At 59.6% G+C, this 22,857-nt stretch carries 18 protein-coding genes and 1 pseudogene; 7 read left to right on the top strand and 12 right to left on the bottom strand.

Going from position 1 to position 22,857, the window contains the following annotated elements:
- Positions 1–2 precede the first annotated feature (2 nt).
- Both Q1A91_RS15900 and Q1A91_RS15895 read right to left on the bottom strand, forming a co-directional pair.
- Complete coding sequence (locus Q1A91_RS15900) at positions 3–1,037, bottom strand: zinc-binding dehydrogenase (protein ID WP_299879607.1); 1,035 nt, start codon at positions 1,035–1,037, stop codon at positions 3–5.
- A 54-nt stretch (positions 1,038–1,091) separates the two neighbouring features.
- Complete coding sequence (locus tag Q1A91_RS15895; protein WP_299879604.1) at positions 1,092–1,940, bottom strand: TauD/TfdA family dioxygenase; 849 nt, start codon at positions 1,938–1,940, stop codon at positions 1,092–1,094.
- 158 nt (positions 1,941–2,098) lie between these two features.
- On the opposite strand from Q1A91_RS15895, the pseudogene Q1A91_RS15890 reads away from it, so the two are divergent.
- Positions 2,099–2,992, top strand: a pseudogene (locus tag Q1A91_RS15890) (LysR family transcriptional regulator).
- Between the two features lie 83 nt (positions 2,993–3,075).
- On the opposite strand, the gene Q1A91_RS15885 reads toward Q1A91_RS15890, so the two are convergent.
- The 5 genes from Q1A91_RS15885 to Q1A91_RS15865 all read right to left on the bottom strand — a co-directional run bounded on the left by Q1A91_RS15885 (position 3,076) and on the right by Q1A91_RS15865 (position 10,122).
- Positions 3,076–3,663, bottom strand: a complete 588-nt coding sequence (locus Q1A91_RS15885) for an NAD(P)H-dependent oxidoreductase (RefSeq protein ID WP_299879601.1) — start codon at positions 3,661–3,663, stop codon at positions 3,076–3,078.
- Positions 3,664–3,724: 61 nt separating this feature from the next.
- Positions 3,725–6,856, bottom strand: coding sequence for an efflux RND transporter permease subunit (locus Q1A91_RS15880; protein WP_299879598.1), 3,132 nt, complete (start codon positions 6,854–6,856; stop codon positions 3,725–3,727).
- A gap of 1 nt (position 6,857) precedes the next feature.
- Positions 6,858–7,901, bottom strand: a complete 1,044-nt coding sequence (locus Q1A91_RS15875; protein WP_299879595.1) for an efflux RND transporter periplasmic adaptor subunit — start codon at positions 7,899–7,901, stop codon at positions 6,858–6,860.
- 222 nt (positions 7,902–8,123) lie between these two features.
- Entirely contained in the window at positions 8,124–8,945 is an 822-nt protein-coding gene (locus Q1A91_RS15870) for a DUF2189 domain-containing protein (protein WP_299879592.1), read from the bottom strand.
- A 172-nt stretch (positions 8,946–9,117) separates the two neighbouring features.
- Positions 9,118–10,122 carry a hypothetical protein gene (locus Q1A91_RS15865; RefSeq protein ID WP_299879589.1) on the bottom strand — a complete coding sequence of 335 codons (1,005 nt, stop codon included), beginning with the start codon at positions 10,120–10,122 and terminating at the stop codon, positions 9,118–9,120.
- A 287-nt stretch (positions 10,123–10,409) separates the two neighbouring features.
- Between Q1A91_RS15865 and Q1A91_RS15860 the strand changes: the two genes are divergently transcribed.
- From Q1A91_RS15860 to Q1A91_RS15845, 4 genes are all read left to right on the top strand, one after another.
- Positions 10,410–10,733 (top strand): NnrU family protein, encoded by a 324-nt coding sequence (locus Q1A91_RS15860; RefSeq protein WP_299879586.1) that lies wholly within the window; start codon positions 10,410–10,412, stop codon positions 10,731–10,733.
- Positions 10,648–10,965 carry a hypothetical protein gene (locus Q1A91_RS15855; protein ID WP_367278688.1) on the top strand — a complete coding sequence of 106 codons (318 nt, stop codon included), beginning with the start codon at positions 10,648–10,650 and terminating at the stop codon, positions 10,963–10,965. Before Q1A91_RS15860 ends, Q1A91_RS15855 begins: the two co-directional genes overlap by 86 nt.
- A gap of 89 nt (positions 10,966–11,054) precedes the next feature.
- Complete coding sequence (locus tag Q1A91_RS15850) at positions 11,055–11,486, top strand: universal stress protein (RefSeq protein ID WP_299879584.1); 432 nt, start codon at positions 11,055–11,057, stop codon at positions 11,484–11,486.
- 12 nt (positions 11,487–11,498) lie between these two features.
- Positions 11,499–13,055, top strand: coding sequence for a sodium:alanine symporter family protein (locus Q1A91_RS15845; protein ID WP_299879581.1), 1,557 nt, complete (start codon positions 11,499–11,501; stop codon positions 13,053–13,055).
- A 112-nt stretch (positions 13,056–13,167) separates the two neighbouring features.
- Here the strand turns inward: Q1A91_RS15845 and Q1A91_RS15840 are convergent, their stop codons facing one another.
- A complete protein-coding gene (locus Q1A91_RS15840; RefSeq protein WP_299879578.1) occupies positions 13,168–14,460 on the bottom strand; it encodes an adenylate/guanylate cyclase domain-containing protein in 1,293 nt (430 codons plus the stop codon).
- A 123-nt stretch (positions 14,461–14,583) separates the two neighbouring features.
- A complete protein-coding gene (locus tag Q1A91_RS15835; RefSeq protein WP_299879575.1) occupies positions 14,584–16,284 on the bottom strand; it encodes an AMP-binding protein in 1,701 nt (566 codons plus the stop codon).
- Between the two features lie 281 nt (positions 16,285–16,565).
- On the opposite strand from Q1A91_RS15835, the gene Q1A91_RS15830 reads away from it, so the two are divergent.
- The gene (locus Q1A91_RS15830; RefSeq protein WP_299879572.1) at positions 16,566–17,780 is read left to right on the top strand and encodes a TCR/Tet family MFS transporter; all 1,215 of its coding nucleotides are present in this window, start codon (positions 16,566–16,568) and stop codon (positions 17,778–17,780) included.
- 5 nt (positions 17,781–17,785) lie between these two features.
- Here Q1A91_RS15830 and Q1A91_RS15825 read toward each other — a convergent pair whose 3' ends face one another.
- Positions 17,786–18,520, bottom strand: a complete 735-nt coding sequence (locus Q1A91_RS15825) for an ABC transporter permease (RefSeq protein WP_299879569.1) — start codon at positions 18,518–18,520, stop codon at positions 17,786–17,788.
- Entirely contained in the window at positions 18,517–19,410 is an 894-nt protein-coding gene (locus Q1A91_RS15820) for an ABC transporter ATP-binding protein (RefSeq protein WP_299879566.1), read from the bottom strand. Before Q1A91_RS15820 ends, Q1A91_RS15825 begins: the two co-directional genes overlap by 4 nt.
- A gap of 50 nt (positions 19,411–19,460) precedes the next feature.
- Between Q1A91_RS15820 and Q1A91_RS15815 the strand changes: the two genes are divergently transcribed.
- Positions 19,461–20,321 (top strand): LytTR family DNA-binding domain-containing protein, encoded by an 861-nt coding sequence (locus Q1A91_RS15815; protein WP_299879564.1) that lies wholly within the window; start codon positions 19,461–19,463, stop codon positions 20,319–20,321.
- Positions 20,322–20,487: 166 nt separating this feature from the next.
- Here Q1A91_RS15815 and Q1A91_RS15810 read toward each other — a convergent pair.
- A partial coding sequence (locus Q1A91_RS15810) for a calcium-binding protein (RefSeq protein ID WP_299879560.1) occupies positions 20,488–22,857 on the bottom strand: 2,370 nt, incomplete at its 5' end.

The raw sequence follows: 22,857 nt of genomic DNA, 5'->3' as shown, positions 1-22,857 counted from the left end.
GCCTAGCTCTGAAAGTCCATAATCACCGCCGTTCCGGGAGGGGTCGGTCCGTGCATGGCACGCAACTCCGCGCTTGTCTGACTGAGCCGGACCTCCCTTGCCACCATTGGCCGGATATCAACCTCGCCGCGCTCGATCATGCCCAGCAGACGCGGGTACTTCCACGACGGCATGCCGCGTGTGCCGAAAAAGGCAAGCTGCTTTGCATAGATCGCCCGCATGTTGACCTCCATCCGGCCATCACCGGAGGGCATCCCCACCTGTACATGCCGACCGAGCGTTGCAAGGCACTCAACTGAGGCGTTTGTCGTCGCCTCGACCCCCAGCGCCTCAATGGAGACCTGCGCACCACCGCCGGTGATCTCGCGGATCGCGGCGGCCGCATCGACTTCGGCTGCGTTGACCGTGGCATCTGCCCCGTGCTGTTTTGCATGGCTCAGTTTTTCTTCGACGATGTCGACGACAACAACGCGCGCGCCCAGCATCTTGGCCAGCAGCAAGACCGACAGGCCGATGCCGCCCGTGCCATGCACCGCAACCCACTCTCCGGCTTTCACGTCAGCCCGGTCCGTCAGGGCATGCCATGCTGTCGTCACGCGACATCCGAGCCCTGCGGCCAATGCCGGGGACAGGGTGTCAGGCAGGTGCACAAGATTGTGGTCGAAGGGCACTGCAACAAACTCGGCATATGCCCCGGGCGTGCCAAATCCCGGAACGATCTGGTGAGCGCAGGTGTTTGAGACCCCCGTCTCGCACGCATCACAACGACCACAACCAAGGATAAATGGCGCGATCAGCCGATCACCGATTTTATGCCGTGCAAGCGGGCCGGCAGCAACCACCGTACCGCAGTATTCATGGCCAAGGATCGAGCCGTTCTGCACCTTGGGATGCGCGCCGGTCCATCCATGATAGTCTGACCGACACACCCCGCAGGCCTCGACCTCAAGCACAACGCCGTTGTCAGGACAGGACGGATCGGGGAGTGTTTCAATGGAAAGGTCTTGATTGAACTCTCTGACAACAGCTGCCCGCATGTTCTTGTTCCCTTAGCCCTGTGGCTTTCGATTGCGCCCGATGTAATGGACCGTTCAGACTGGCCGGTCGCCTTTGACAGTGACCCGCCTGCCCTTCCGCTCTGCTGGCCAATAGTCCCAGATTGCGCGATGCATGCAACAGCGGTTGTCCCAAAATGCCATGTCGTTCAGGGTCCATCGAAACCGGATCTGATAGGTGATCTGCTCTGCATGCTCAAAAAGCATGTTCAGTATGGCCTTACTCTCGCTGTCTGAAAGACCCAGAATCTTGGTTGTGAACGTGCGGTTGACGAACAGCGATTTACGGCCCGTCTCCGGATGCGTGCGCACGATTGGATGCACCGCCTGGGGGCAGTCAATATCGGCATCTTTCTGACCACGGTCGCTGTAGCGCCCTTTGTAGATATGCTCCGAGCTGTGAAGCGCCGACAGCCCACCAAGCATCTTCTTCAACGGCTCGGACAGATCATCATAGGCGGCATACATATCGCTGAACATCGTATCACCCCCACATGGCGGTGCGATATGGATCTGAAGCATGGTGCCAAGCGGCGGTGTCTCATCACATGAGACATCAGAATGCCAGAACTCCCCATTTGCGACTTTTGAATCCTTTGTCGCGTGGATTTCAAATATCTCAGGATAACCATCCATCGTGGGCGCCGCAGGGTGGGCGTGCAATGGCCCAAAGCGTTTGCCAAAGGCAATATGCTGTTCCGGTGGGATTTCCTTCTGATCCTTGAAGAACAGGACCTGATAGCGCGCAAAAGCATCCTTTATCTCGGCAAATTGGGCATCCGGCACGGGCTGGCTGAGATCGACCCCATACACCTCCGCCCCGAGATTTGGCGCAAAGGGTTTTGCGGCGATCAATTTGTAGTCGTTCGTCTTTGGCGCAACCATCAGGACCTCTGATCTTTCTGCTATCGCATTTCATGTCAGACCCCATGCTAATGGTAAAAAATATTCACTAAAAACGATAAATATTTGATCTATCATTCACAAAAATTTACCCCCTAAGATGGTCAGCAGGCCCCGATGGAAGAGAAAAGCTACAGAAAATGAGTATTCGCGCGTTCCGGACGCTGCTTGCTGTTCACCGCCACGGTAGCTTTCGCGCCGCGGCGGATGCTGTGAACCTCACACCTGCCGCCGTCAGCCAACAAATGCGACACCTCGAAGACACGTGGAACCTACAGCTTTTTGACCGCGCTCAACGAACGCCAAAACTGACAGAGACCGGCCTGTCCCTGGTTGATGAGGCGTTCGCGTTGCTGTCGCACTATGATGGCCTGCCGGACAAGCTCGGTGCGCAGGATGACATGTCAGGAGAGCTGGTTCTGGGCGCCGTGCCAACGACATTGACCGGGTTGGTGCCGCTTGCCCTGTCACGGCTCAAGATCCAGCATCCCGGCATCCGGGTACGCATTGTTCCCGGCCTCTCAAATCAACTGTTGTTGCAGCTTGAGCGCGGCCAGATCCACGCAGCAATCGTCTCTCGCCCACCGGTTCTGCCCAAAACGATGGCTTTCTCAAGCATTGCGAAAGAGGATCTTGTCCTGTTGGTGGCGGACGGTACGGAAGATCGGTCACCGCACGACCTGCTCCGCGACAACCCCTTCATCCGGTTCAACCGGGACGCTGTTGTCGGTCGGCAGATCGAGGCCTAGTTGCAGCACGAAGGGATCGTTGTAAACGACGCGATGGAGCTTGATGGACTGGAAGCGATTTCAAGCATGGTTGCAGCGCGGCTTGGCATTTCAATTGTCCCGCAAAGGTGCATCGTCGAACAAAGCAGCTTGCCGTTAAAAACGATCCCGCTTGGAGAAAACAGCCCGCGTCGCGTCGTCGGTCTGGTCAGCCGAGCGGACGGGCCAAAGGCCGGCCTTGTCCGCGCAACGCAAACCGCCTTGCTGGAAGCCGTGTCGATAGGCGTGTTTGCCTTCAAACCATGAGGGGGCTTTCGGGCAAGACCCGCGTGCCAGAAGTCTCCCAATCGTCCGGGTTGATGGTGCAGTCGCACCATCGGGTGGCTGTCTCAATCTGGCGCTTTCAACGTGGCGCCCGCCTGATAGGCGCGGTCCAGAAGTGCTTTGCGCCGCGCGTCAGAACCCTTGGAGCCGTTCAGTAAAATCAGCTCTCGGCTGGCAAACCCAAAGTAGCCGAAAGTGCCCGCAATCCACGCCGTCTCAAGCGCCGACGTATATCCCTTCTCGTCCATTTCATCCGAACGGGCACCGGCAGGCACCAGCAACACGCCTGTGCGCGGCTTCTGGAGCGATTTATTAGGGTCCTCCAACTGGTCATAGGCCCAGCCCCACGACCAGACACGATCCACCCATCCCTTTGTCATTGCAGGCATCCCCCACCAGAACAGCGGGAAAACAAACCCGATGGCATCCGCCCGCGCGATGCGGTCTTGCTCTGCCTTGATATCAGGTGGCACGCGCCCTGATGCGTCCCCTTCCACGTCCTCCATCGACCAGCGCGGATCAAAGCCTTCCGCATGCAAGTCAACCAGTTCGGTCGTATGCCCGAGGCTCTCCGCACCGGCACAAAACTGACCGGCAACGGCTGAACTGAAGGACTTGGGATCCGGATGATCAAGGATGGTGAGAACGTGCATTCCTGCTCCAACGCTTTATTGACGGTTCAATAGCATCTGCATGGTGGTTAGGCGCCCCCCGTCACCGCGCTTGAGCCCCCGCCCCTCCGGGGAAGAGCCTTCGCAGCGTGACATAGAATACCGGCGTAAGCAGCAGGCCCATCAGCGTCACCCCGGACATGCCGAAGAACACCGCCGTGCCAAGCGCTTGACGCATCTCCGATCCCGGACCAACCGAAATCATCAACGGCACCACGCCAAGGATAAACGCAAAGGCCGTCATCAGGATCGGGCGCAAGCGCAGGCGACTGGCCTCAATCGCGGCGTCCATCGGGGACAGGCCGCGTTCTTCCTGTGCTTGCTTGGCGAATTCCACCACGAGGATCGCGTTCTTTGCCGCAAGGCCCACGAGCACGATCAATCCAACCTGTGTGAGGATGTTGTTGTCCATGCCCCGAAACATGACCCCCAACAGTGCAGACAGGATTGCCATGGGCACGATCAATACGATGGCGAAGGGCAGCACGATGCTTTCATAAAGTGCGGCGAGGAAGAGAAAGGCGAGCAGAACCGACAGCGCGAAGATGTAGATTGCCGTGTTGCCCTGATTGCGTTCCTGCAACGCCAGCTCCGTCCACTCATAATCAACACCGGGAGGCATGACGCTTTCGGCAATCGCCTCCATCGCCAAAAGCGCCTCCCCTGTGGATACACCGGGTGCTGCGGAGCCCTGGAGCGGTACCGAGACTTTCTGATTATAGCGCTGGATCAGCGCAGGGCCTGCGGCGGGCTGTATCTCCACCAGCGTGCCCAACGGCACCAAATCCCCGCTGGCGGATCGCACGCGAAGCGCTGCGATGTCATCAGGCTCAAGCCGGAAACCCGCATCCGCCTGTGCGCGTACTTGAAACAGCCGCCCGAAAGCGTTGAAATCGTTGACATAGGCCGAGCCGAGATTGATCGCCAAAGCCTCGAATATCGCACCGATTGGCACGTTGAGCATCTGCGCCCGCACCCGGTCGATCTCCAGATAGATCTGCGGGGAACTGGCGGAGAATGTGGTGAAAACACCCTGAACCGCGTCATTCTGTGCCGCGGCCCCCATGATCGCATAGGCCGTCCCAAGCACCCGCCCGATGTCAGCGCCTTCGGTATCCACCATTTGCAGTTTGAAGCCACCGCCGTTGCCCACGCCTTGCACCGAGGGAGGCGCAATGGCGATGATGAAGGCTTCACGCAAGGCCTGCATCCGGCCAAAAAGCTCCCCCACGATGGCACCCGCAGGCTGTCCGGCTTCAAGCCGTTCGTCAAAGGGCGCGAAGGTGGTGAAGATCACCGCCTGATTGGTCTGGTTGGTAAAAGTCGCCCCGGAAAACCCCGCAAATGCCACGGCATTCGTCACGCCCGGTGTGCCGAGCACGATTTCGCTGGCGGCACGGGTCACTGCGTCGGTCCGCTCAAGTGAGGCACCGTCAGGCAGTTGCACCACCACGATGGCATAGCCTTGATCAGCATCCGGAATGAAGCCGGTGGGCACCTGTTGCGAGATATATGCCGTGGCGCCAAGCAATCCGGCAAAACCCAACAGGCAGACCGCCAGCATCGCCGTTGAGGAGACAAGAAACCGGATCAATCCACCGTAGGCGGCGCTGAGTGCATCAAAGCCGCGATTGAACCCCGCCGAGATCCGCGCCATCAGGCCACCGCTTTCGCTCTTGGGCCGCAGCAAGAGCGCGGCAAGCGCGGGCGAAAGGCTGAGGGAATTGAAGGTGGAGATCACCGTGGCGACCGATATCGTGACCGCGAATTGCTGGTAGAACTGCCCGGTGACACCCGGCACGAAAGCCGAGGGCACAAAGACTGCGATCAATACAAGTGTTGTGCCGATGATCGCATTCTGCACTTCGTCCATGGTGCGTGCAGAGGCATCGCGCGGGCTCATCCCGTTCGCGATGTTGCGCTCCACGTTCTCAACCACCACGATGGCGTCATCGACCACGATCCCGATGGCAAGGATCAGCCCGAAAAGCGTCAGCAGGTTCAGCGAATACCCCAGCACCAGCATCACCGCGAAGGTGCCCACCAGCGATACCGGGATCGCGAGCAGCGGCACCAGCGCACTGCGCCAGCTTTGCAGGAAGACAAGCACAACGGCGACCACCAGCAACACGGCCTCGAAAATCGTGTCATAGACCGCCGTGACGGAAGCCTCGATAAACTCTGTCGGATTGTAGACAACCCGGTACTCAAGGCCGTCGGGAAAATCTTCTGACAACTCTTCCATCACCGCAACGATTTCCTCGGCAGAGGCGAGCGCGTTGGAGCCGGGCCGCTGGAACACGCCGAGGGCGACAGCGGGTTTGTTGTTCAGATAGGAATTGGTCGTGTAGGACCGCGCACCGATCTCGACACGGGCCACGTCGCGCACGCGCACGACCCGTCCTTCATCAGTGGCACGCACGATGACATTGCCGAACTCACGCGCGGATTCCAGCCTGCCCTGGGTGGTGATGGCGACCTGAAAGGCGGAGCCCGTCGGGTTTGGCGGCGCGCCCAGCGATCCGCCTGAAACCTGCACGTTCTGCTCACGCAGCGCGCCCACAACGTCCCCTGCGGTCAACCCAAGCGAGCCAAGCTTGTCCGGGTCCATCCAGATCCGTGCGGAGAACTCCCGCTCCCCGAATATGGCCAGATCCCCTACCCCATCAAGCCGGATCAACCTGTCGCGCACCCGCGCACGGGCGTAGTTGGAGACATAGAGTTGATCGAACGTCTCATCCGGCGACAGCATGTGCACAACCATCATGAGGTTGGGCGAAGATTTTGCCGCCGTCACACCAAGCGCGCGCACCTCCTGCGGCAACCGCGCCTCGGCGATGGAAATGCGGTTCTGGACCAGCACCTGAGCGGCATCCAGATCTGTTCCAAGCTCGAACGTCACGGTCAGCGCCATCGCCCCATCCGCGGTGGAATAGGAGGACATGTAAAGCATGCCCTCGACGCCGTTGATCTCCTGCTCCAACGGGGTGGCGACCGTGGCCGCAACCGTAGCGGCATCGGCACCGGGATAGGCCGCGCTGACCACAATCGAGGGTGGCGCGATAGGGGGATATTGCTCAACCGGCAACAGGAAGTACGAGATCGCCCCGACAAGGGTCAGAATGATCGAGGCGACGGCGGCAAAGATAGGCCGATCAACAAAGAAACGACCCACCTCAGTTATCCGCAACCGGAGGAAGCTCGGTCGGTTCAGGCGTGACCGCGCTGCCGGGGCGCGCGCGCATCAACCCGTTGATCACCACTTGTTCAGACCCATCGAGCCCCTCGCGGATCACCCGGTAGCCATCGATCCGGGGCCCCGGACGCACTTCGCGCGGGACGACAATGCCGTCCGCATCCACGGTCATCACCAGCCTGCGGTTCTGGTCCGCCACGATGGCGCTGTCGGGCAGCAGGATACCTTCATAAGGCAGTGACCCCGGCACGTTCACACGTCCAAAAAGACCGGGTGTCAGGATGTTATCAGGATTGGCCACCACCGCCCGGATGCGCATGGTGCCGGTTTCGGCGTCGATACGGTTCTCAGAAAAGTCGAGCACGCCAGGCAGCGGCTCAATGCTCCTGTCCGAGAGGGTCACGCGCACATTGAGCCCGCCGCCGCCCTCCTGAAGCGACACGCCGCGCGCACGGGCATCACGTGAATAGGCCAGAAAATACCGCTCATCGATGTCGAAGTAGAAGTTTATCGGGTCGGAAGACACAATAGAGGTGAGCACGGATTCATTGGCAGACACCAGATTGCCGGGATCGATGCGGGTGCGGTCAATGCGCCCGGCCATGGGCGCACGGATCTGGGAGTATTCAAGGTCGAGCTCTGCCAGTTCCACAGCCGCGCGCGCCTGTTCCAGTGCCCCTTGCGCGGCGAGGTATTCCTCCCGCCGCTGGTCCACGGTGCTTTGCGGGATATTTCCGTTGGCAATGAGGTTTTCCGCGCGTTCAAGCTGTTCTTCGGCAAAATCGAAGGTCGCTTGCGCAACGCCGATCTGCGCCTGCGCCTGCCGCATGGCCGTGTCGAACTGACGCGGGTCGATGGTGAAGAGCAATTGCCCTTCCTCCACCAGACTACCGTCAGTGAAATGCACCGCATCAAGATACCCAGACACCCGCGCCCGCACGTTGACCTGAGCCACCGCATCAAATCGGCCAACGAACTCATCATCCTCCACGATTTTCTTTACCAGGGGGGTGGCAACCGTCACCGGTGGTGGCCCTTGCTGCGCAATCGCCTGTAGGGAGGATACACAAAGGAAAACGCAAGCAAGGCGCAACGCCTGAGATAGATGTAACACTCAAGGTGCCTCCCATGGTTGGTGTGCAACGAACTGTAACGTCATTTGCAGGGAAGGAAACGCTCAAGCGCTCGTTTGACGGGAAAACACTCGGTCATGCACAGGAAGCTGGCACGCAGGGTGTTGACCGGATCACGCCACCTCCACCGGTGGAACGGCGCGGCGGTATAGATGCCATGTCGTGTGCCCAAGGATCGGCAGGGTAAAGATCAGACCCAGAAACGCCGGCACCAGCGACAACAGCATCGTGACGGAGATAATCGCCGCCCAGGTGAGCATAACCACCGGATTCTCTGTCACGACGCGAACAGACGTCAGCATGGCAGTCACAAAGTCCGTCTCCCGGTCCAGCAACATCGGCATGGCGACGACCGTCACGGTGAAAAGGACAGCCGACAGCAAGGCCCCTGCACAGGTGCCCACGGCAAGGAACGTCCACCCCTGCGGTGTGAAGAACACGATGTTCAAAAACCCCTCGAAATCCGAAAAGGACGAGTCTTGCAGGATAATCGCCAGCCAAAGTCGAATCTGATAGCTCCATATCCAGAAAATGAACAGGGTGACGAACGCCATCCAACCCATCTCGCGTTTGCGTTGATTGGCCATGACAGTCAGGATGTCGAACCAGCCGAAGGGCGTATCGCTCTGCAACCGTCGGGACATCTCATAAAGCCCGGCAGCGGCGAAAGGAGCGACCAGCGGAAAGCCGACCATGGCGGGAATGATCATCCAGATCTTGCCGAGCCAGACCAGACACCAGACAAACAGGATCCCGAACACCGCATAGAACAGGCCGAAGAAGGCGCTCATGAAAGGACGTGCCAGAAAGTCGCCAAACCCTGCCTTGAGCGACGACGTGATATCTTCGGTCGTCACCTTGTTGACCTTGAGCATGGTTTGCCGCTGCGGCGACGGTTTGCCCGGAGGTGTGGATCCGGCGATCTTGGATGTCATGACACGCACCTCCCAACGCATGGCTCAGCCCCGGTGCGTTTGCCAGCAAACCCACAGGGGCGACCAATTTTCCTATCTTAGCACATATTTCTGACCATGTGAGGCGCAGGGTTGAGGTGCCGTCCATAATGCCGAGGCAGAGCCGGTTTGTCCCCGCCCTGCCGCTGCGTCCCTAAAACGTCAGGATGCCGGAAAGGCCAACGGCGGAGGATTGCTCTCCACCGACATCAAATCGCGCGAGCCCAAAGCTGACCTCGAACGTGTCGGTGACCGCGCGGTCCACCCCGATTGTGACCAGACTGTCCGTCGCCGCGCCCGAGTTGTCGATAACCGTCGCCGCCGCAGAGAAGGTCCAGTCGTCCAACCCATAGGCCGCCCCAACCGTCATGTAGGTCGCAGTATCCTCCGTTCCCCCGGCCCCATGGAAATGCGCGACTTCCCCGATGGCATCAAAGCCGTTGCCAAAATCATGGCGAAGCCCCGCGACCACACCAGTTTCGTCAGAGACGTCCCCCTCCCCGGCGGACAGATGGCGCGCGCCCACCCATGCGGTGGTATCGCCAAAGTCCTGCGTATACTGCAATGCGACGTTATCAAGCTTCCCGGTGTTGCCCACACCACCATCAGAAAGTGACGTCCGACCCCGTTTGGTTCCGACACTGTCACTCAGTCCGGTATCGTCTGCATAGAAGACGGCAAATGACACCGTGCCTGCACCCAGTGGTGTCTCTCCCGCAACACCGATCATCTCGCTCAGCTCATAGTCTTCCGCCAGCGACGTGCCAAAAAAGCCGGGTGCCGCATCCCATGCCACGGCAAACACCGGGCTGATCTTGCCGAGCGATACCTGTGTCTCCCCCATGCTGTAGCGCAGCCCAAGTTCGCTGAAGTAAAGACCGATATCGTCGAAGGTTCTGTCGTCCGTCGTATCCAGAACGGATTCGAGCGTCAAACCACCAAATGCGCTCAGCCGATCCGAAAGTGCGGCTTCAAAAGCAAGCTCAAGCGACAGATAGGTGTCCGTGATTTCCGCGGCCGGATCATCCGCATCAAAGGTGCTATCGACACCAATTTCGAGCTCCCCTTCCCAGGAAAAGCCGCTCTCTTGGGCGTAAACGTACTGCCCGGCCCCCAGAAGGAATGTTGATGCAGTGGTGATCACGAGTGTAGGTTTCATGCTGTGTCCAGTCAATGTTTGGAAGAACTGCTGGCGAAGCGCTGGCATGTCAGGAGGATATGAAGCCTCGGTGCACCTCCCGTCATAGGTGCGAGGCGTTGAGCGTGCGATCCAGAAAGCACCGTCGGCAACCCGCGTGATCCTGTGACCTGTCCGGCAGATCACAGCATGGCGCTCCCGCCAGAACACTGGATGGTTCGCTGGGCATTTATCTGATGGATTTACTCAGGTATGTCAATCAAGCCTTTCGCCAAAGGTCTTCGTTTTGACGCTGAGGGGAGTGGAACATGGCTTGGTTCGGTTTTGCATTGGCGTTTGTATTCTTCTTTGCCAGCCATTCCATACCGGTACGCCCGCCTGTCAAATCATGGTTGGTAGCCCGCTTGGGGCAGGCAGGGTTCACGACCTGCTGCGCCGCCCTGTCCCTTCTTGTTCTGGGCTGGCTGATCCATGCTGCACACGCAGCCCCATTTGTTGCGCTCTGGGCGTGGCCCCCCCTTGCTCAACCTTGTGCCATTGGCCGTGATGCTGCCGGTCTGTCTGATCGTGACCATGTCCCTCGGCCGTCCAAACCCGTTTTCCTTCGGTGGCAGCCGGAATGCGCAATTTGATCCGGCCCATCCCGGCTTGGTCCGTTTTATGCGGCACCCGCTGCTTGTTGCACTGGCTCTTTGGGGTCACGCCCTTGCCGTGAGCGGACCTGCCCCGTGCATCAAGGCAACCCTACCCTATCCATGCCCCCTTGCCCATTGGAACGTCATTCATCAACCACCAGCACCAGCCCGAAGCAGATTTCCCCCTATAGTTGGTAAGCCCATAGACCGGTGCCCTTTCATTCGCTAGCCTACCTTCAGGCACAAGGGAACCAAGCATTTTTAAGCAACTCCCAATTATCCAAGCCTAGTCAAAAGACTAAAAATAGGGACAAAACCATGAAGTTAGTTATTGGACTCGATGGTCAGAGCTCAGGGGAAAAAGCCCTTGAGTTCGCCAAGAGCATCGCAGCGCACGGCGACAATTGTGAATTGATCGTCGTCTATGTGATCGAATGGTCACCGTTTTCCTTCCAGACAGCAGAGGAAAACGCAGAGCGACACAAGCGGCGCGAAGAAGAGATTTCCATCGCGATGGAGCGGGTCGTCAACCCCGCTGTCGCCTCTCTCAAAGAGGCTGGCCATGACGCGCGTGCAATCGTGCGCCACGGCGATGTGGCGGACACAATCGACGATATCGCGCATTCTGAAGGTGCCTCCCAGATCATTGTCGCGCGTTCAAGCGCGGGTGGCCTGACATCACGCATCTTCGGAAGTTCAACCGCAAACCTCGTGATGAACGCGCGCGTTCCTGTCACTGTCGTCGCATAAGGATTGGTCCAAATGACAAGAATTCACTCAATGCTGCTGGCAGTCACGGCCTTTCTCGCCGTTGCAGTGCCCGCTCAGGCACAAGAAGCCGCAGCCTCGCTTGATGCGCGCGTCAATGAAGCATTCTCCAACGCCACCGGCTGGTTCGTGAACTTCATCTTCATGTCGATCCCCGGCACAAACTTTCCATGGATCGTGATGTGGCTGGTGATCGGGGCGACGGTCTTTACCGTCTACTTTGCCGCTGTACAGTTCCGCTTCTTCGGCCATGCCATCGGTCTGGTGAAGGGCGATTACTCTGACCCGAACGACGCGGGCGAAGTCAGCCACTTTCAAGCGCTTGCAACCGCCCTGTCGGGTACCGTTGGCCTTGGTAACATCGCCGGTGTTGCCGTGGCGGTCGGTATCGGCGGACCGGGTGCCACGTTCTGGATGATCCTTGCGGGTCTTCTGGGCATGGCGTCAAAGTTCACTGAATGTACGCTGGGTGTGAAATACCGCAACGAATATCCTGACGGCACCGTCTCAGGCGGGCCGATGTATTACATTTCAAAAGGGTTTGATGAATTGGGCCTGCCGGGGGGCAAGATCCTTGCGGTGCTGTTCTCCGTCTTCTGTATCCTTGGGGCCTTGGGCGGCGGGAACATGTTCCAGGCCAATCAGGCACATGCGCAGATCACCCAGATCACCGGGGAGTTTCCGGGCTGGATCACCGGTGTTGTCTTTGCAGCAGTGGTGTTTGCGGTCATCGTTGGCGGCATCAAATCCATCGCGAAAGTCACCGAAAAGGTCGTGCCCTTCATGGGGATCCTCTATGTCGGCGCGGCCTTCGTTGTCCTGATTGTGAACTACAACATGATCGGCTGGGCGTTTGGCCAGATCTTTGCAGGCGCCTTCACAGGGCTTGGGGTTGCCGGCGGTTTCGTCGGTGCGCTGATCCAGGGCTTCAAACGTGCGGCGTTCTCGAACGAGGCCGGCGTTGGGTCTGCGGCCATCGCACACTCAGCGGTGAAAACCAAAGAACCCATCACGGAAGGGTTCGTGTCCCTGCTTGAGCCGCTGATTGACACGGTTGTGATCTGTACGATGACCGCGCTGGTGATCATCATTTCACAGCAGTTGATCATTGATCAGGCAACAGGCAACTACATGCTCAACGAAGCTGGTTCTGCCATTGCAACGGTCGACGGCAACAGCGGTGTCGCGCTGACGTCTGCGGCATTCGGATCTGCGATCAGTTGGTTCCCGTTTGTACTGGCCATCGCGGTGATCCTGTTTGCGTTCTCCACCATGATCTCATGGTCCTACTACGGGCTGAAGGCATGGACCTATCTGTTCGGCGAGGGCAAAACGACTGAGCTTGTCTTCAAGATCATCTTCTGCGTCTTCATCGTCATTGGCGCAGCAGCGAGCCTCGGGCCGGTCATCGACTTCTCCGATGCGGCGATCTTTGCGATGGCGGTGGTCAATATCTTCTGCCTCTACTTCCTGATGAAAGTGGTGCGCAAAGAGCTGGACTCCTACAGTGCGCGTCTCAAGTCAGGCGAGATCAAGAAGTTCACGCACTGATTTACCTCAAACAGACCGGAAGAGGCCGGTGGCACATGCCCCGGCCTCTTTCTTTTTGAACGTACATGTCAGCCGCTATTGCTTGCCTTGAAAGACCGGCAGCGCGCCATTCTTACGCTTCTCGCGAACCCTGATCCGCACAACGATCAATCAGGTAGTAGGTTTCGATCCTGCCCTTGCCCTTGATGTCGATGGTTCCGCGTTTTTCAAATCTGTAGCCGCCAGACAGGACCGCATAGGTTTCCTGCGTCACCTGTATCCGGTTCGGTGTCCCATAGGATTCCAGCCGCGAGGCGGTGTTCACCGTGTCACCCCAGACGTCATAGAAGAACTTCCGCGTCCCGATGACACCCGCGACCGCAGGGCCAGTGTGTATCCCGATCCGCACCGCCAGCGTTTCGCCCATTTCTTCACCGATCCTCTTGGTGATCGCGAGCATCTCCAACGCCATATCCGCGACAGCAGACGCATGATCGGCGCGCGGCTCGGGCATCCCGCCCGCAACCATATAGGCGTCCCCAATCGTCTTGATCTTCTCCAGGTGATACACATCGGCAAGCGTATCGAATTCAGAAAACACCCGGTTGAGAAAGGACACCAGTTCCGCCGCCTGCATGCGGTTTGCGCGGGGGGTGAAATCAACGATATCGGCAAACAGGATCGTCACCTGCAACAGATCGTCCGCAATGATCTTGTTGGGTTCCTGTTTCAACCGCTCCGCAATCGGCGCAGGCAGGATGTTCTCCAACAGCCGCTCGGAACGCCCGAACTCATGCTCAATTTGCGCTTTCTGAACCAGAATGAGTTCTCTTGCCGCCTCCAGTTGCCGGTACCCCGAATAGATCAGGAAGTAGATGAAGAACACGCCGATGGTCATCGCCAGACTTTCACCCGTTTCCATGGGTTGCTTCAGCGGAGACTGAAAGAGCGATCCGGTCGGATTGGCCAGCGACTGGTTCACGACAAGCGAAATGTCGGGCAAGGCACTGTCAAAAAGCGGGACAAGGAACATCACAAGGATGCAGACGACAAACCAAGGCCGGGACCGGCCCGGCCCCAGCACAACCACAGCCGCCGCCGGGGTCACCAGAAACGGCAAGACATCCCCCTCGCGATTGCCATTCAGCAGCATGAAAACCAGCTGAACTGACAAGAAGGCGGGAAAGAACGCAAAGAACGTAGTTTCGACTTTGCGGGAGACATGAAGGACAAGCAGGCTTGTCGTCAGAATGCCCAACACAACAAAATCCAGCGCGCGGTAAAAGACAGACCTGTCCGGTTCCAGAAAGAACGCCAACGTCATACACATGATCACAAAGAAGATCACGGCGGACATCGATTTCATCCGGCGCAGGCTGAGCGGATCCTCCGGCGCGTGGCCAATGCGGATAAGGTCAACGATCATGCAGAAGAGGCCTGTGTGCCCGACACTGAAATCCGTTGAGGACGCAGGCGCGTGCCGATCCCGGTGGCACGCTGGTCTCAAGGTCACTCATGCTGTCTTCCATTGGGCGCAACGCAGCCACCTTCATTGCAGATAGTCCTGCCGCAACTGGCGCCGCAGCACCTTGCCGGACAACGTCACCGGCACTTCGTCCACAAACTGGATCAGCTTTGGGATCTTGTAGTTCGTCAGCCCCTTGCGACAGGCGGCCAGCACCGCCTCTTCGGTGACGCTGTCATCAGCGCGCACCACAAAAGCCGCAGGCACTTCGCCGGTTTTGTCATCCGGAATGCCGACCACGCCGACCTGCGCCACACCGGGCATTCTGGAGATCGTCTCCTCGATCTCATTCGGCGCCACGTTGAAGCCTGAGACCAGGATCATGTCTTTCTTCCGGTCAACAATCTCGATGAAACCATCCGCATCCATCACGCCAATGTCGCCTGAATGAAGCCAGCCCTCCACAATCGTTTCAGCCGTGGCATCGGGGCGGTTGAGGTATCCGTTCATCACGGTCGGGCCGCGGGCAATGACTTCGCCGGGCTGGCCCTGCCCCACGTCATCGCCCGCCTCATCGACGATCCGCACTTCCGTTCCCGGCACCGGCACACCGACAGAACCAAACCGGTTGTCGCCCGTCGGGTTGAGCGTCAGCACTCCGGCGCATTCGGTCATGCCATACCCCTGCCGGATCTCGATGCCGGTCATATCCTTGAACTTCTGCGCCACGCCGGTGGTCTGCGCCGCCCCGCCGGAGCCACAGAAATGCAGGTTCTCAACCATCTCCTTCTTGAACCAATCCTCTGTCAGAAGTGCAGCAAACAGAGTGTTGATCCCGGTGAACCACGTGACCGTGTGCTTTTCAAAAGCCGGTTTCAGATTTGTCAGGGGCCGCGGGCTGGGTGCCAGCACCCCATGCCCCCCCGTGCGCAGCCCCGCGATGAAAACCAGCGCGTATGCCGTGATGTGATAGAGCGGCAGGACCACAAGCGCCGTCTCCCCCTCCGGGTCTCTGAGGCCTGCGGTCATCAGCTCCGCCTGATAGGCATTGGCGAGCACGGCCAGATGGCTCAATTCCGCGCCCTTGCTCAGCCCGGTTGTCCCGCTGGTGTATTGATAAAGCGCCGTATCCGTCGGCTGAACATGGGCTGTATAGGCCGCCACATCCGCATCCCTCCTGCGCGCGCCGCCTGCTGCAAGAGCGGCGGCGAAAGTGACGTGCTCACGCCGCATCGCGGGAATGGCTTTCTTCACCCGCTTCAGCACAAACCCCAGAACGGCCCGTTTCAGCGGCACAAAGAACTCCAGCAACGACAGCGTCACGACCTGACGGACGTCCGTCTTGTCGATCACCTCATCCACCTTGTCACCAAACAGGTCGATGATCACCAGAACCTGCGCGTTGCTGTCGCTTAGCTGGTGCTGCAATTCGCGCGCGGTATAAAGCGGGTTCACATTTGTCGCGATACATCCCGCCTTGGCAATCCCCATGGAAGCCACGGCAAACCCGATGCAGTTGGGTGTCATCACTGCAACCGTTTCGCCAGCCTTCAGCCCAACCACCTCTCTGAGGTAGACCGCGAAATTCTCCGCTTCGCTGCGCAGCTCAGAGAAGGTGACAGAAGTCTCGGCACCTGATGGCAGGATCGTGGTCAGCGCCTTTCGCGGGCCGAATTGCCGGGCAGCCCTGTCCAGCATTTCCGGAAAGGTCTGTGCGCCCATGTTCGCCAGATCAAAGTTCTGCGCTTCTTCGGTGTAGTATTTCTTCCACGGCTGATCTGTCATTACGCACCCCTGATCCGTTGAAGGGCATGGTGCGGCGTCACACGACCCTCTTGCCCGGCTCCCGAAACGATAGGGCAAGGGGCGCGGTCGGTCCATCGGGTTGATCACGCAGACCTTGGCCCCAGGACCGGGTTCGAGCGCAACCACAAGCGGTGCAAAAAACCAGATGCGCACCCTCAACAGAGAAAGTTCAAGGACGCAGCCCGCCTCGACCCCAATTTCATCAGCGCATTTCCAGTTTGCGCCTTGCCAGTCCTCCCATTCGCGTGTCGGGTGGCGCCATGAAACTCTCCGGTGCCTATCTCTTCATTCTTGCGACCCTGATGATCGATGCCATCGGCATTGGCATTGTCTTTCCGATCATGCCTGATCTAATGGACCGGGTCGGTGCGGGCAGCACGGCGGAAGGCGCGTTTTGGGGCGGTGTGATGATGTCCGCCTATGCCGCTGCGATGTTCCTGTTCGGCCCGATCATCGGCAGCCTGTCTGATGCCTATGGCCGCAGGCCAATCCTGATCGCCGCCCTGCTGACGCTGACGGTGGACTACGTGATCATGGCGATGGCGGAAACCTATTGGGTGCTGCTGGTGGGCCGTGTCATCGCGGGGGTTGCAGGGGCCACCTATATCACCGCCACCGCCTATATCGCGGACATTGCCAAACCCGAAGAACGCGCCGCCAGCTTTGGGATGATCGGTGCAGCCTTTGGCATCGGGTTCGTGCTGGGTCCGGCGTTGGGCGGGCTGGCCTCCGGCTGGCACATCACAGCGCCTTTCTGGATCGCGGCAGGGCTGTCGGCGCTCAATGTCATCTTCGGCATCTTCGTCCTGCCTGAATCTCTCAAGGACGAGAACCGCCGCCCCTTTGGCAAACGCGACCTCAACCCGTTTGGCACCATTGCCCGCGCCTTTGCGACCCCCGGTCTGGCCATCCCGCTGATCTGCATTTTTGTCTTTGAATTTGCCAATATGGTCTACCCCACCCTCTGGGCATTCTGGGGCCGCGAGGTTTTTGGCTGGGACGGGTTCACCATCGGTCTTTCGCTGTCCGCCTACGGCATCTTGATTGCGGTGATCCAGGCCGGTGTGCTGCCCCAGCTGACCCGGCGCCTGGGTGATTTCAGAACGCTGATCATCGCCACCATCGCGGCTCTTGTAGGATTTATCGGGTTCGGCTTGGCCAACAGCGTGCTGATTGTTGCCATCGTCATGCCGGTCGCCGCCCTTGCGGACATGGCCCCACCGCTGATGACGGCCTTCGCGGCGAACCGGGTCGGGGAAGATCAACAGGGCCTCGTGCAGGGGGTGATCGCGTCGCTGTCGTCCATCGCAGCGGTGGCGGCCCCCCTGATGCTGACCGGCGTGTTCGAGCGTTTTGTCAACAGCGACGGCATCTACCTGCCCGGCGCACCTTTCTATGTCGCAGCACTCCTCTTGCTCGCGATTGTGCCGCTGATCCTGCGGCTCAGATCAGCGGAACCAAGGCGCGACAGCTGAGCGCCCTAAAAGGCAACCCGGTGGCGGTTGCGGGTCTGTGCCAAGGCCGCCACCCCCGCCGCTGCCAGCGTCCAGAACAGCAACAACACAAGGTATCCGCCGTCCCATGACGTTCCGTTGATCGCGGCCCAGCTCAATTCACCCATGGCGCGCGTCGGCGTCCATTGTGAAATCGCGTTGATCACCGAAGGCATCGCAATCGGCGGCACCCAAAGGCCCCCAAGATAGGCCAGTGGCAGATAGATGAGGTTCGCCAGTGGCACCGCCGCGCGGGCCGATGACAAGGACCCCAGCGCGATGCCCATCAAGGTCGCCGTCGCCACCGACATCAGGCACACCGCCCCAAGCCGCATCCACGCCCCGGCGTTGAGGCTGATCTCCGTCATCAGCAGCGCAACCCCGATGACCAGCAACACAGCCATCGTCACAAAGATCAACGACGCCAGCAACCGCGCGACCCACTGATAGGCGATGCTGCCCGGCAGGCTGCGCTGCCATGTCGCGAAGGTGCTTTCGCGGTCCTGCGCGACGCTCACACCGAACTGGAAGAACCCCACCCCCAGAACCGCATAGACCGTGAAGGACGCCATTGCATTCGCAGCCCACCGGCCTCCCCCGCTTTGCGCGCCGAAAAACGCATAGAGCATCGCGGGAAAGAGGATGGTCGGGATCCAGAACCCCGGCTGACGAAAGAGAATACGAAGGCTCAGGGCACATTCGGCCTGTAGGTGGCGGATCATTGGAGGATCTCCTCTTGGCGGACCCGGTCGATCAGGTCTTTGAGTTTCAAGGGCTCCAGGGTGAGCCCGGTGAACGGAACGCTGTCGCTGACCATCCGGCGCAACACGCCGTCGCTGTCTGCCGTTTCCACATGCCAACGCTGGCCATCGTGGGTAGCCTGCATCCATTCCGGCGGCACGGCACTCTCTGCCAAGGCAAAGCTGAGGCGGTTGATCGAAGTGCGCGCGCGGATGTCTTCAATACGGCCCGTCAGCACTGTCTCACCCTGATCAATCAGCGCAATGGTGCCGCAGATCTCTTCGATCTCTTCCCAATGGTGGGAAGTCAGAACAAGCGTGCCGCCGCCCTCCACATAGTCACGCGCCACCGCGCGGAACCCCTCCTGCGCAGCCGTGTCGAGGCCCGTGGTCGGCTCATCCAGAAACACCAGTTTCGGCTCCCCCACAAAGGCCAGTGCAAGCGCAACCCGCCGCATCTCGCCGCCCGAAAACCCTGCAACCCGTCTGTCGATCAGCTTTTCCAGCCCAAAACGTGCAACCAGATCATCGATCCGGGGCCGCCCGCCATACCGCGCTGCGGTATAGGTCAGGATCTCCCGCGGGGAGAGTTGATCGGGAAAGCCTGTGGATTGCGGCGTGGCCCCGGTCAACATGCGTGCCTGCGGGCTGCCCGCGGCATGACCGAAAAGCAACGCCTCCCCCGCGTCGGGGCGACGCAATCCCATCAGCATCGACAAGGTCGTCGATTTACCCGCCCCATTCGGCCCCAGCAAACCCAGCGCGTCGCCGCGTGCCACCTCCAGATCAATATGCGAAACGGCCTGAACACTGCCAAATCGCTTGGACAACCCACGGGCTGAAAGGGGGAGTGCATTTCTTTGGTCTGACATCGGACATCCTAAGACTTGTGTATTTGTGATCCCGACGTATTCATGGGGCCATGAACGAACCCAAGCCGGATTACGTTGCCGACATTCAAAACCACGCCAATGACACGCCAATGTCGTTGGCGCTTCGCCAACTGCAGGTCACAATCAGCGGCCCGGTCTATTGGATTATCAATGTTGCGGCGGTTTTACTGACCGCGATGGCAGGCCCCTACTTCACGTTGGAACGCATGACCTTTCCCGAGCGTCTGGTCTATTGGGGCTCCACGATCATCTTCTCCACCCTGCTGATGACCTTCCTGTCGATCTATGCCTACCGGGTCACAGAGGCGCGTCACTGGAACTGGATGCTGGTTTCTGTCGTGGCCGGCATTGCGGGCATTTTGCCGGTCGTGGGGTCGGTCTATCTGGCCGAAGGTCTGGCCACTGGGTTTGCCGATGGCTGGCTGGATCTGAGCGGATTTTTGCGGCTGACGATGTATGTGGCACCCACATTGATCGCGGTCACGACGGTGGTCCATCTGGTCAAGAACCTGCAACACCATGAACCGGTGACCGCCCCCGCGCCTCCAGTGGCGCCAGCGCACCCGGCCACTCCTTCGCCAACATTGTTGCAAAGCAAGCTGCCCCATCATCTGGGTCACGACATCATCGCGGTTCAAGCGCAGGATCACTATGTGGAGGTGACAACCACCAGGGGCAGCGCAATGGTCCTGATGCGGTTGCGCGATGTCGTGCAGGACCTTGAACCGCTGGGGGGCCTTCAGGTGCACCGATCATGGTGGGTAAACCTCTCCCATGTGGTGCGCACCGACAAAACCCCAAGCGGGCCGGAACTGGTTCTGACCTCTGACCAGAAAGTGCTGGTGGGCCGCAGCTTTCGCGCAAAACTGCGCGAGGTGATGGAGCGTTAAGGCAGGATCAAAGGTCTGGCCGAGCAACTCATGCCCCGCCCTCAGCACGCGGCGTGTCAGGGACCACCGCTCCGCTGAACATCTCCAAGTGCCAAAGGAAATGATCACCCGTGCTTGCCGCGCGATCATTTCCCTCATTGCACCACAGGCCACTCCGACAGCCGCATCAGAAGACGAAATGCGCCTCCGTCAGGTCAGCAACAGCGATGTTTTCGAGGACAACGGAAAACCCCAGCGCATCCGTGATGACCGCAAAACTGTCGGCGTCCTCAGACACAAAGCTCGCCATCAAGGTGGCAAAATCACCAATGCCCGATGCGCCACTCAGATCGACACTGTCCCCGCCTGCTGCACCGTCAAAATCGAGGACGCGGTTCTGACCGGCTGAAAAAACGAAAGTGTCAGCCCCCATACCGCCCAGCAGCATGTCATCGCCTTCCCGGCCATTGAGCACATCTGCACCCGCACGACCGGACAGAATGTTGTTCCCGCTGTCGCCAAGAAGCGTATCCGCATGGGCCGACCCAATAACGTTCTCAATGGAATCGAAACTGTCGCCTGTTGCCTCTCCCAAACCCCCAACAGTGCCCGACAGATCGACCCGCACGCCGCTGCTGGCGTTCAGATATCCCGCCCAGTCCTGCCCGGTGCCGCCAATCAGCACATCCGCATCCGCGCCGCCATTCAGCATGTCATTGCCGCCACCACCCGACAGCGTATCCTCGCCCTCGCGCCCCATCAGCACATCTTTGCCCGTGCGGCCCCAGAGGTTGTTGTCCCCCGCGTCCCCGCGCAGGATGTCCGCCCCCTTCGATCCGCCCAGATCTTCGATACTGTTGTAGGTATCGCCCGCGGCTTCACCAGTGTTCAGCGCGGCATTCATCAGATCGGCGGTCACACCGTCTCTGGCGAACATATACTCTGCACGGTCCTGACCCGCGCCACCGCGCAGATCATCTGCACCAGCACCGCCGTTCATCACATCATTGCCGTTGCCACCATGCACGGTGTCATCCCCACCACGCGCCACGATCCAGTCGTTGCCCGCCCGGCCCCAGATCACGTTGTCGCCGGCAGTACCACGCAGGTTGTCATTGAAAGCAGACCCGGCAAGGTCTTCGATGGAGGCGTAGATGTCCCCAGCCGCTTCACCCGTGTTCCGGCCCGCTGCTGCCAGATCCGCGAGGATCCCGGCACTGGCATGGACATATTCCGCCCGGTCGCGCCCGGCCCCGCCCACCAGCAGATCGCCGCCCAAGCCGCCGTTCAGCGCATCATCGCCGTTGCCGCCATACAGCGTGTCATCACCATCACGTGCAACAATCACATCGTTGCCATTGCGGCCCCAGATCACGTTGTCACCGGCATCGCCCCGCAGGCCGTCATTGGCGTTAGAACCCGCCAGATCCTCAATCGAACGATAGCTGTCACCGGCTGCCTCTCCCGTGCCGACATGGGCAAAGCCAAGGTCCGCGATGACACCCGCGGTGGCATGCATGTAATCCGCCCGGTCACGCCCGTCGTCGCCATGAAGCGCATCACGCCCCTCACCACCATTGAGAACATCGTCATCCTCTCCGCCCAACAACGTATCGTCACCGCCACGACCGATCAGCATGTCATCGCCTGCGCGGCCCTCCAGCACATTGGCACCGCTGTCTCCGCGCAGATTGTCGTCAAACTCCGTTCCCGCAAGCCCTTCGATCGACACGTAAGTGTCCCCTGCGGCTGCACCCGTTCCAAACTGGGCATAACCCAGATCAGCCAACACACCCGATTGGGCATTCTCATAATCCACCTGATCCTGCCCGGCACCGCCGTCCAGCACCTCAGCCGCCACTGTGCCCATCAACACGTCATCCGAACTGCCCAGCGTTCCGGGCGTGCCTGCCCCAAACCCCGCATCGCGCATCTGCTGCGCGGTGAGCGGCTCATCAAAGATCACGAATTCACTGATGGTGCCGTTGAAGTGGCTGTGGATCCGGTCCGTCGTGCCGGGTGTATTGCTCCACCCACTGGCGCCGACGATCAGCGCTTCGGTATTGGTTTCCAGATCAAAGACCAGATCAGCATCATAGGCGACACGGTTTCCGTTGATCGTCAGCTCCGCCCCGTCTTCACCGAAGGACAGTGCAAAATCATAGGACGTGCCCGTTTGCAGGCCAATCTGCGCCTTGAGGTAAAAGGACTCGTCCTGATCCTGGAGGCGCACAATCACATCCCCCGCCGCATCCAGATAGGCCGTCATGTGACCGCCAGCGCCATATCCCTTGGCATCCTTTGAGAACAACACCTGATGGTCGACCAATGTGTCGATTTCGAAGTTGAACGCGATTGTTCCCTGAACCAGATCAAACCGGTCATCATGGGCAAAGATCAAAGGCGCGCGATCATCGCCGCTGAAGGCATGGCTGCCCGCCACCGCAAAGGCCGCATCCGGCAGGCCGGGAATGTTCAGGTCCTCCGCATCCGGCAGGTCCGCAGGCGGTGCGATGGGTCCGGTATCGGCGGAGACGCTGACCGGGGCGATGGCCTC

It is taken from the genome of uncultured Sulfitobacter sp., assembly GCF_947500075.1.
Lineage (GTDB): Bacteria > Pseudomonadota > Alphaproteobacteria > Rhodobacterales > Rhodobacteraceae > Sulfitobacter.
The sequence above is the reverse complement of the archived record's forward strand: the minus strand, read 5'-3'. Positions and strand labels throughout refer to the sequence as shown.

Coding starts and splice junctions, on each gene's coding strand:
- Q1A91_RS15845 (WP_299879581.1), top strand. CDS start 11,499: ATGACAAGAATTCACTCAATGCTGCTGGCAGTCACGGCCTTTCTCGCC.
- Q1A91_RS15865 (WP_299879589.1), bottom strand. CDS start 10,122: ATGAAACCTACACTCGTGATCACCACTGCATCAACATTCCTTCTGGGG.
- Q1A91_RS15835 (WP_299879575.1), bottom strand. CDS start 16,284: ATGACAGATCAGCCGTGGAAGAAATACTACACCGAAGAAGCGCAGAAC.
- Q1A91_RS15850 (WP_299879584.1), top strand. CDS start 11,055: ATGAAGTTAGTTATTGGACTCGATGGTCAGAGCTCAGGGGAAAAAGCC.
- Q1A91_RS15825 (WP_299879569.1), bottom strand. CDS start 18,520: ATGATCCGCCACCTACAGGCCGAATGTGCCCTGAGCCTTCGTATTCTC.
- Q1A91_RS15840 (WP_299879578.1), bottom strand. CDS start 14,460: ATGATCGTTGACCTTATCCGCATTGGCCACGCGCCGGAGGATCCGCTC.
- Q1A91_RS15860 (WP_299879586.1), top strand. CDS start 10,410: ATGGCTTGGTTCGGTTTTGCATTGGCGTTTGTATTCTTCTTTGCCAGC.
- Q1A91_RS15870 (WP_299879592.1), bottom strand. CDS start 8,945: ATGACATCCAAGATCGCCGGATCCACACCTCCGGGCAAACCGTCGCCG.
- Q1A91_RS15885 (WP_299879601.1), bottom strand. CDS start 3,663: ATGCACGTTCTCACCATCCTTGATCATCCGGATCCCAAGTCCTTCAGT.
- Q1A91_RS15820 (WP_299879566.1), bottom strand. CDS start 19,410: ATGTCAGACCAAAGAAATGCACTCCCCCTTTCAGCCCGTGGGTTGTCC.
- Q1A91_RS15900 (WP_299879607.1), bottom strand. CDS start 1,037: ATGCGGGCAGCTGTTGTCAGAGAGTTCAATCAAGACCTTTCCATTGAA.
- Q1A91_RS15830 (WP_299879572.1), top strand. CDS start 16,566: ATGAAACTCTCCGGTGCCTATCTCTTCATTCTTGCGACCCTGATGATC.
- Q1A91_RS15815 (WP_299879564.1), top strand. CDS start 19,461: ATGAACGAACCCAAGCCGGATTACGTTGCCGACATTCAAAACCACGCC.
- Q1A91_RS15855 (WP_367278688.1), top strand. CDS start 10,648: ATGCTGCCGGTCTGTCTGATCGTGACCATGTCCCTCGGCCGTCCAAAC.
- Q1A91_RS15895 (WP_299879604.1), bottom strand. CDS start 1,940: ATGGTTGCGCCAAAGACGAACGACTACAAATTGATCGCCGCAAAACCC.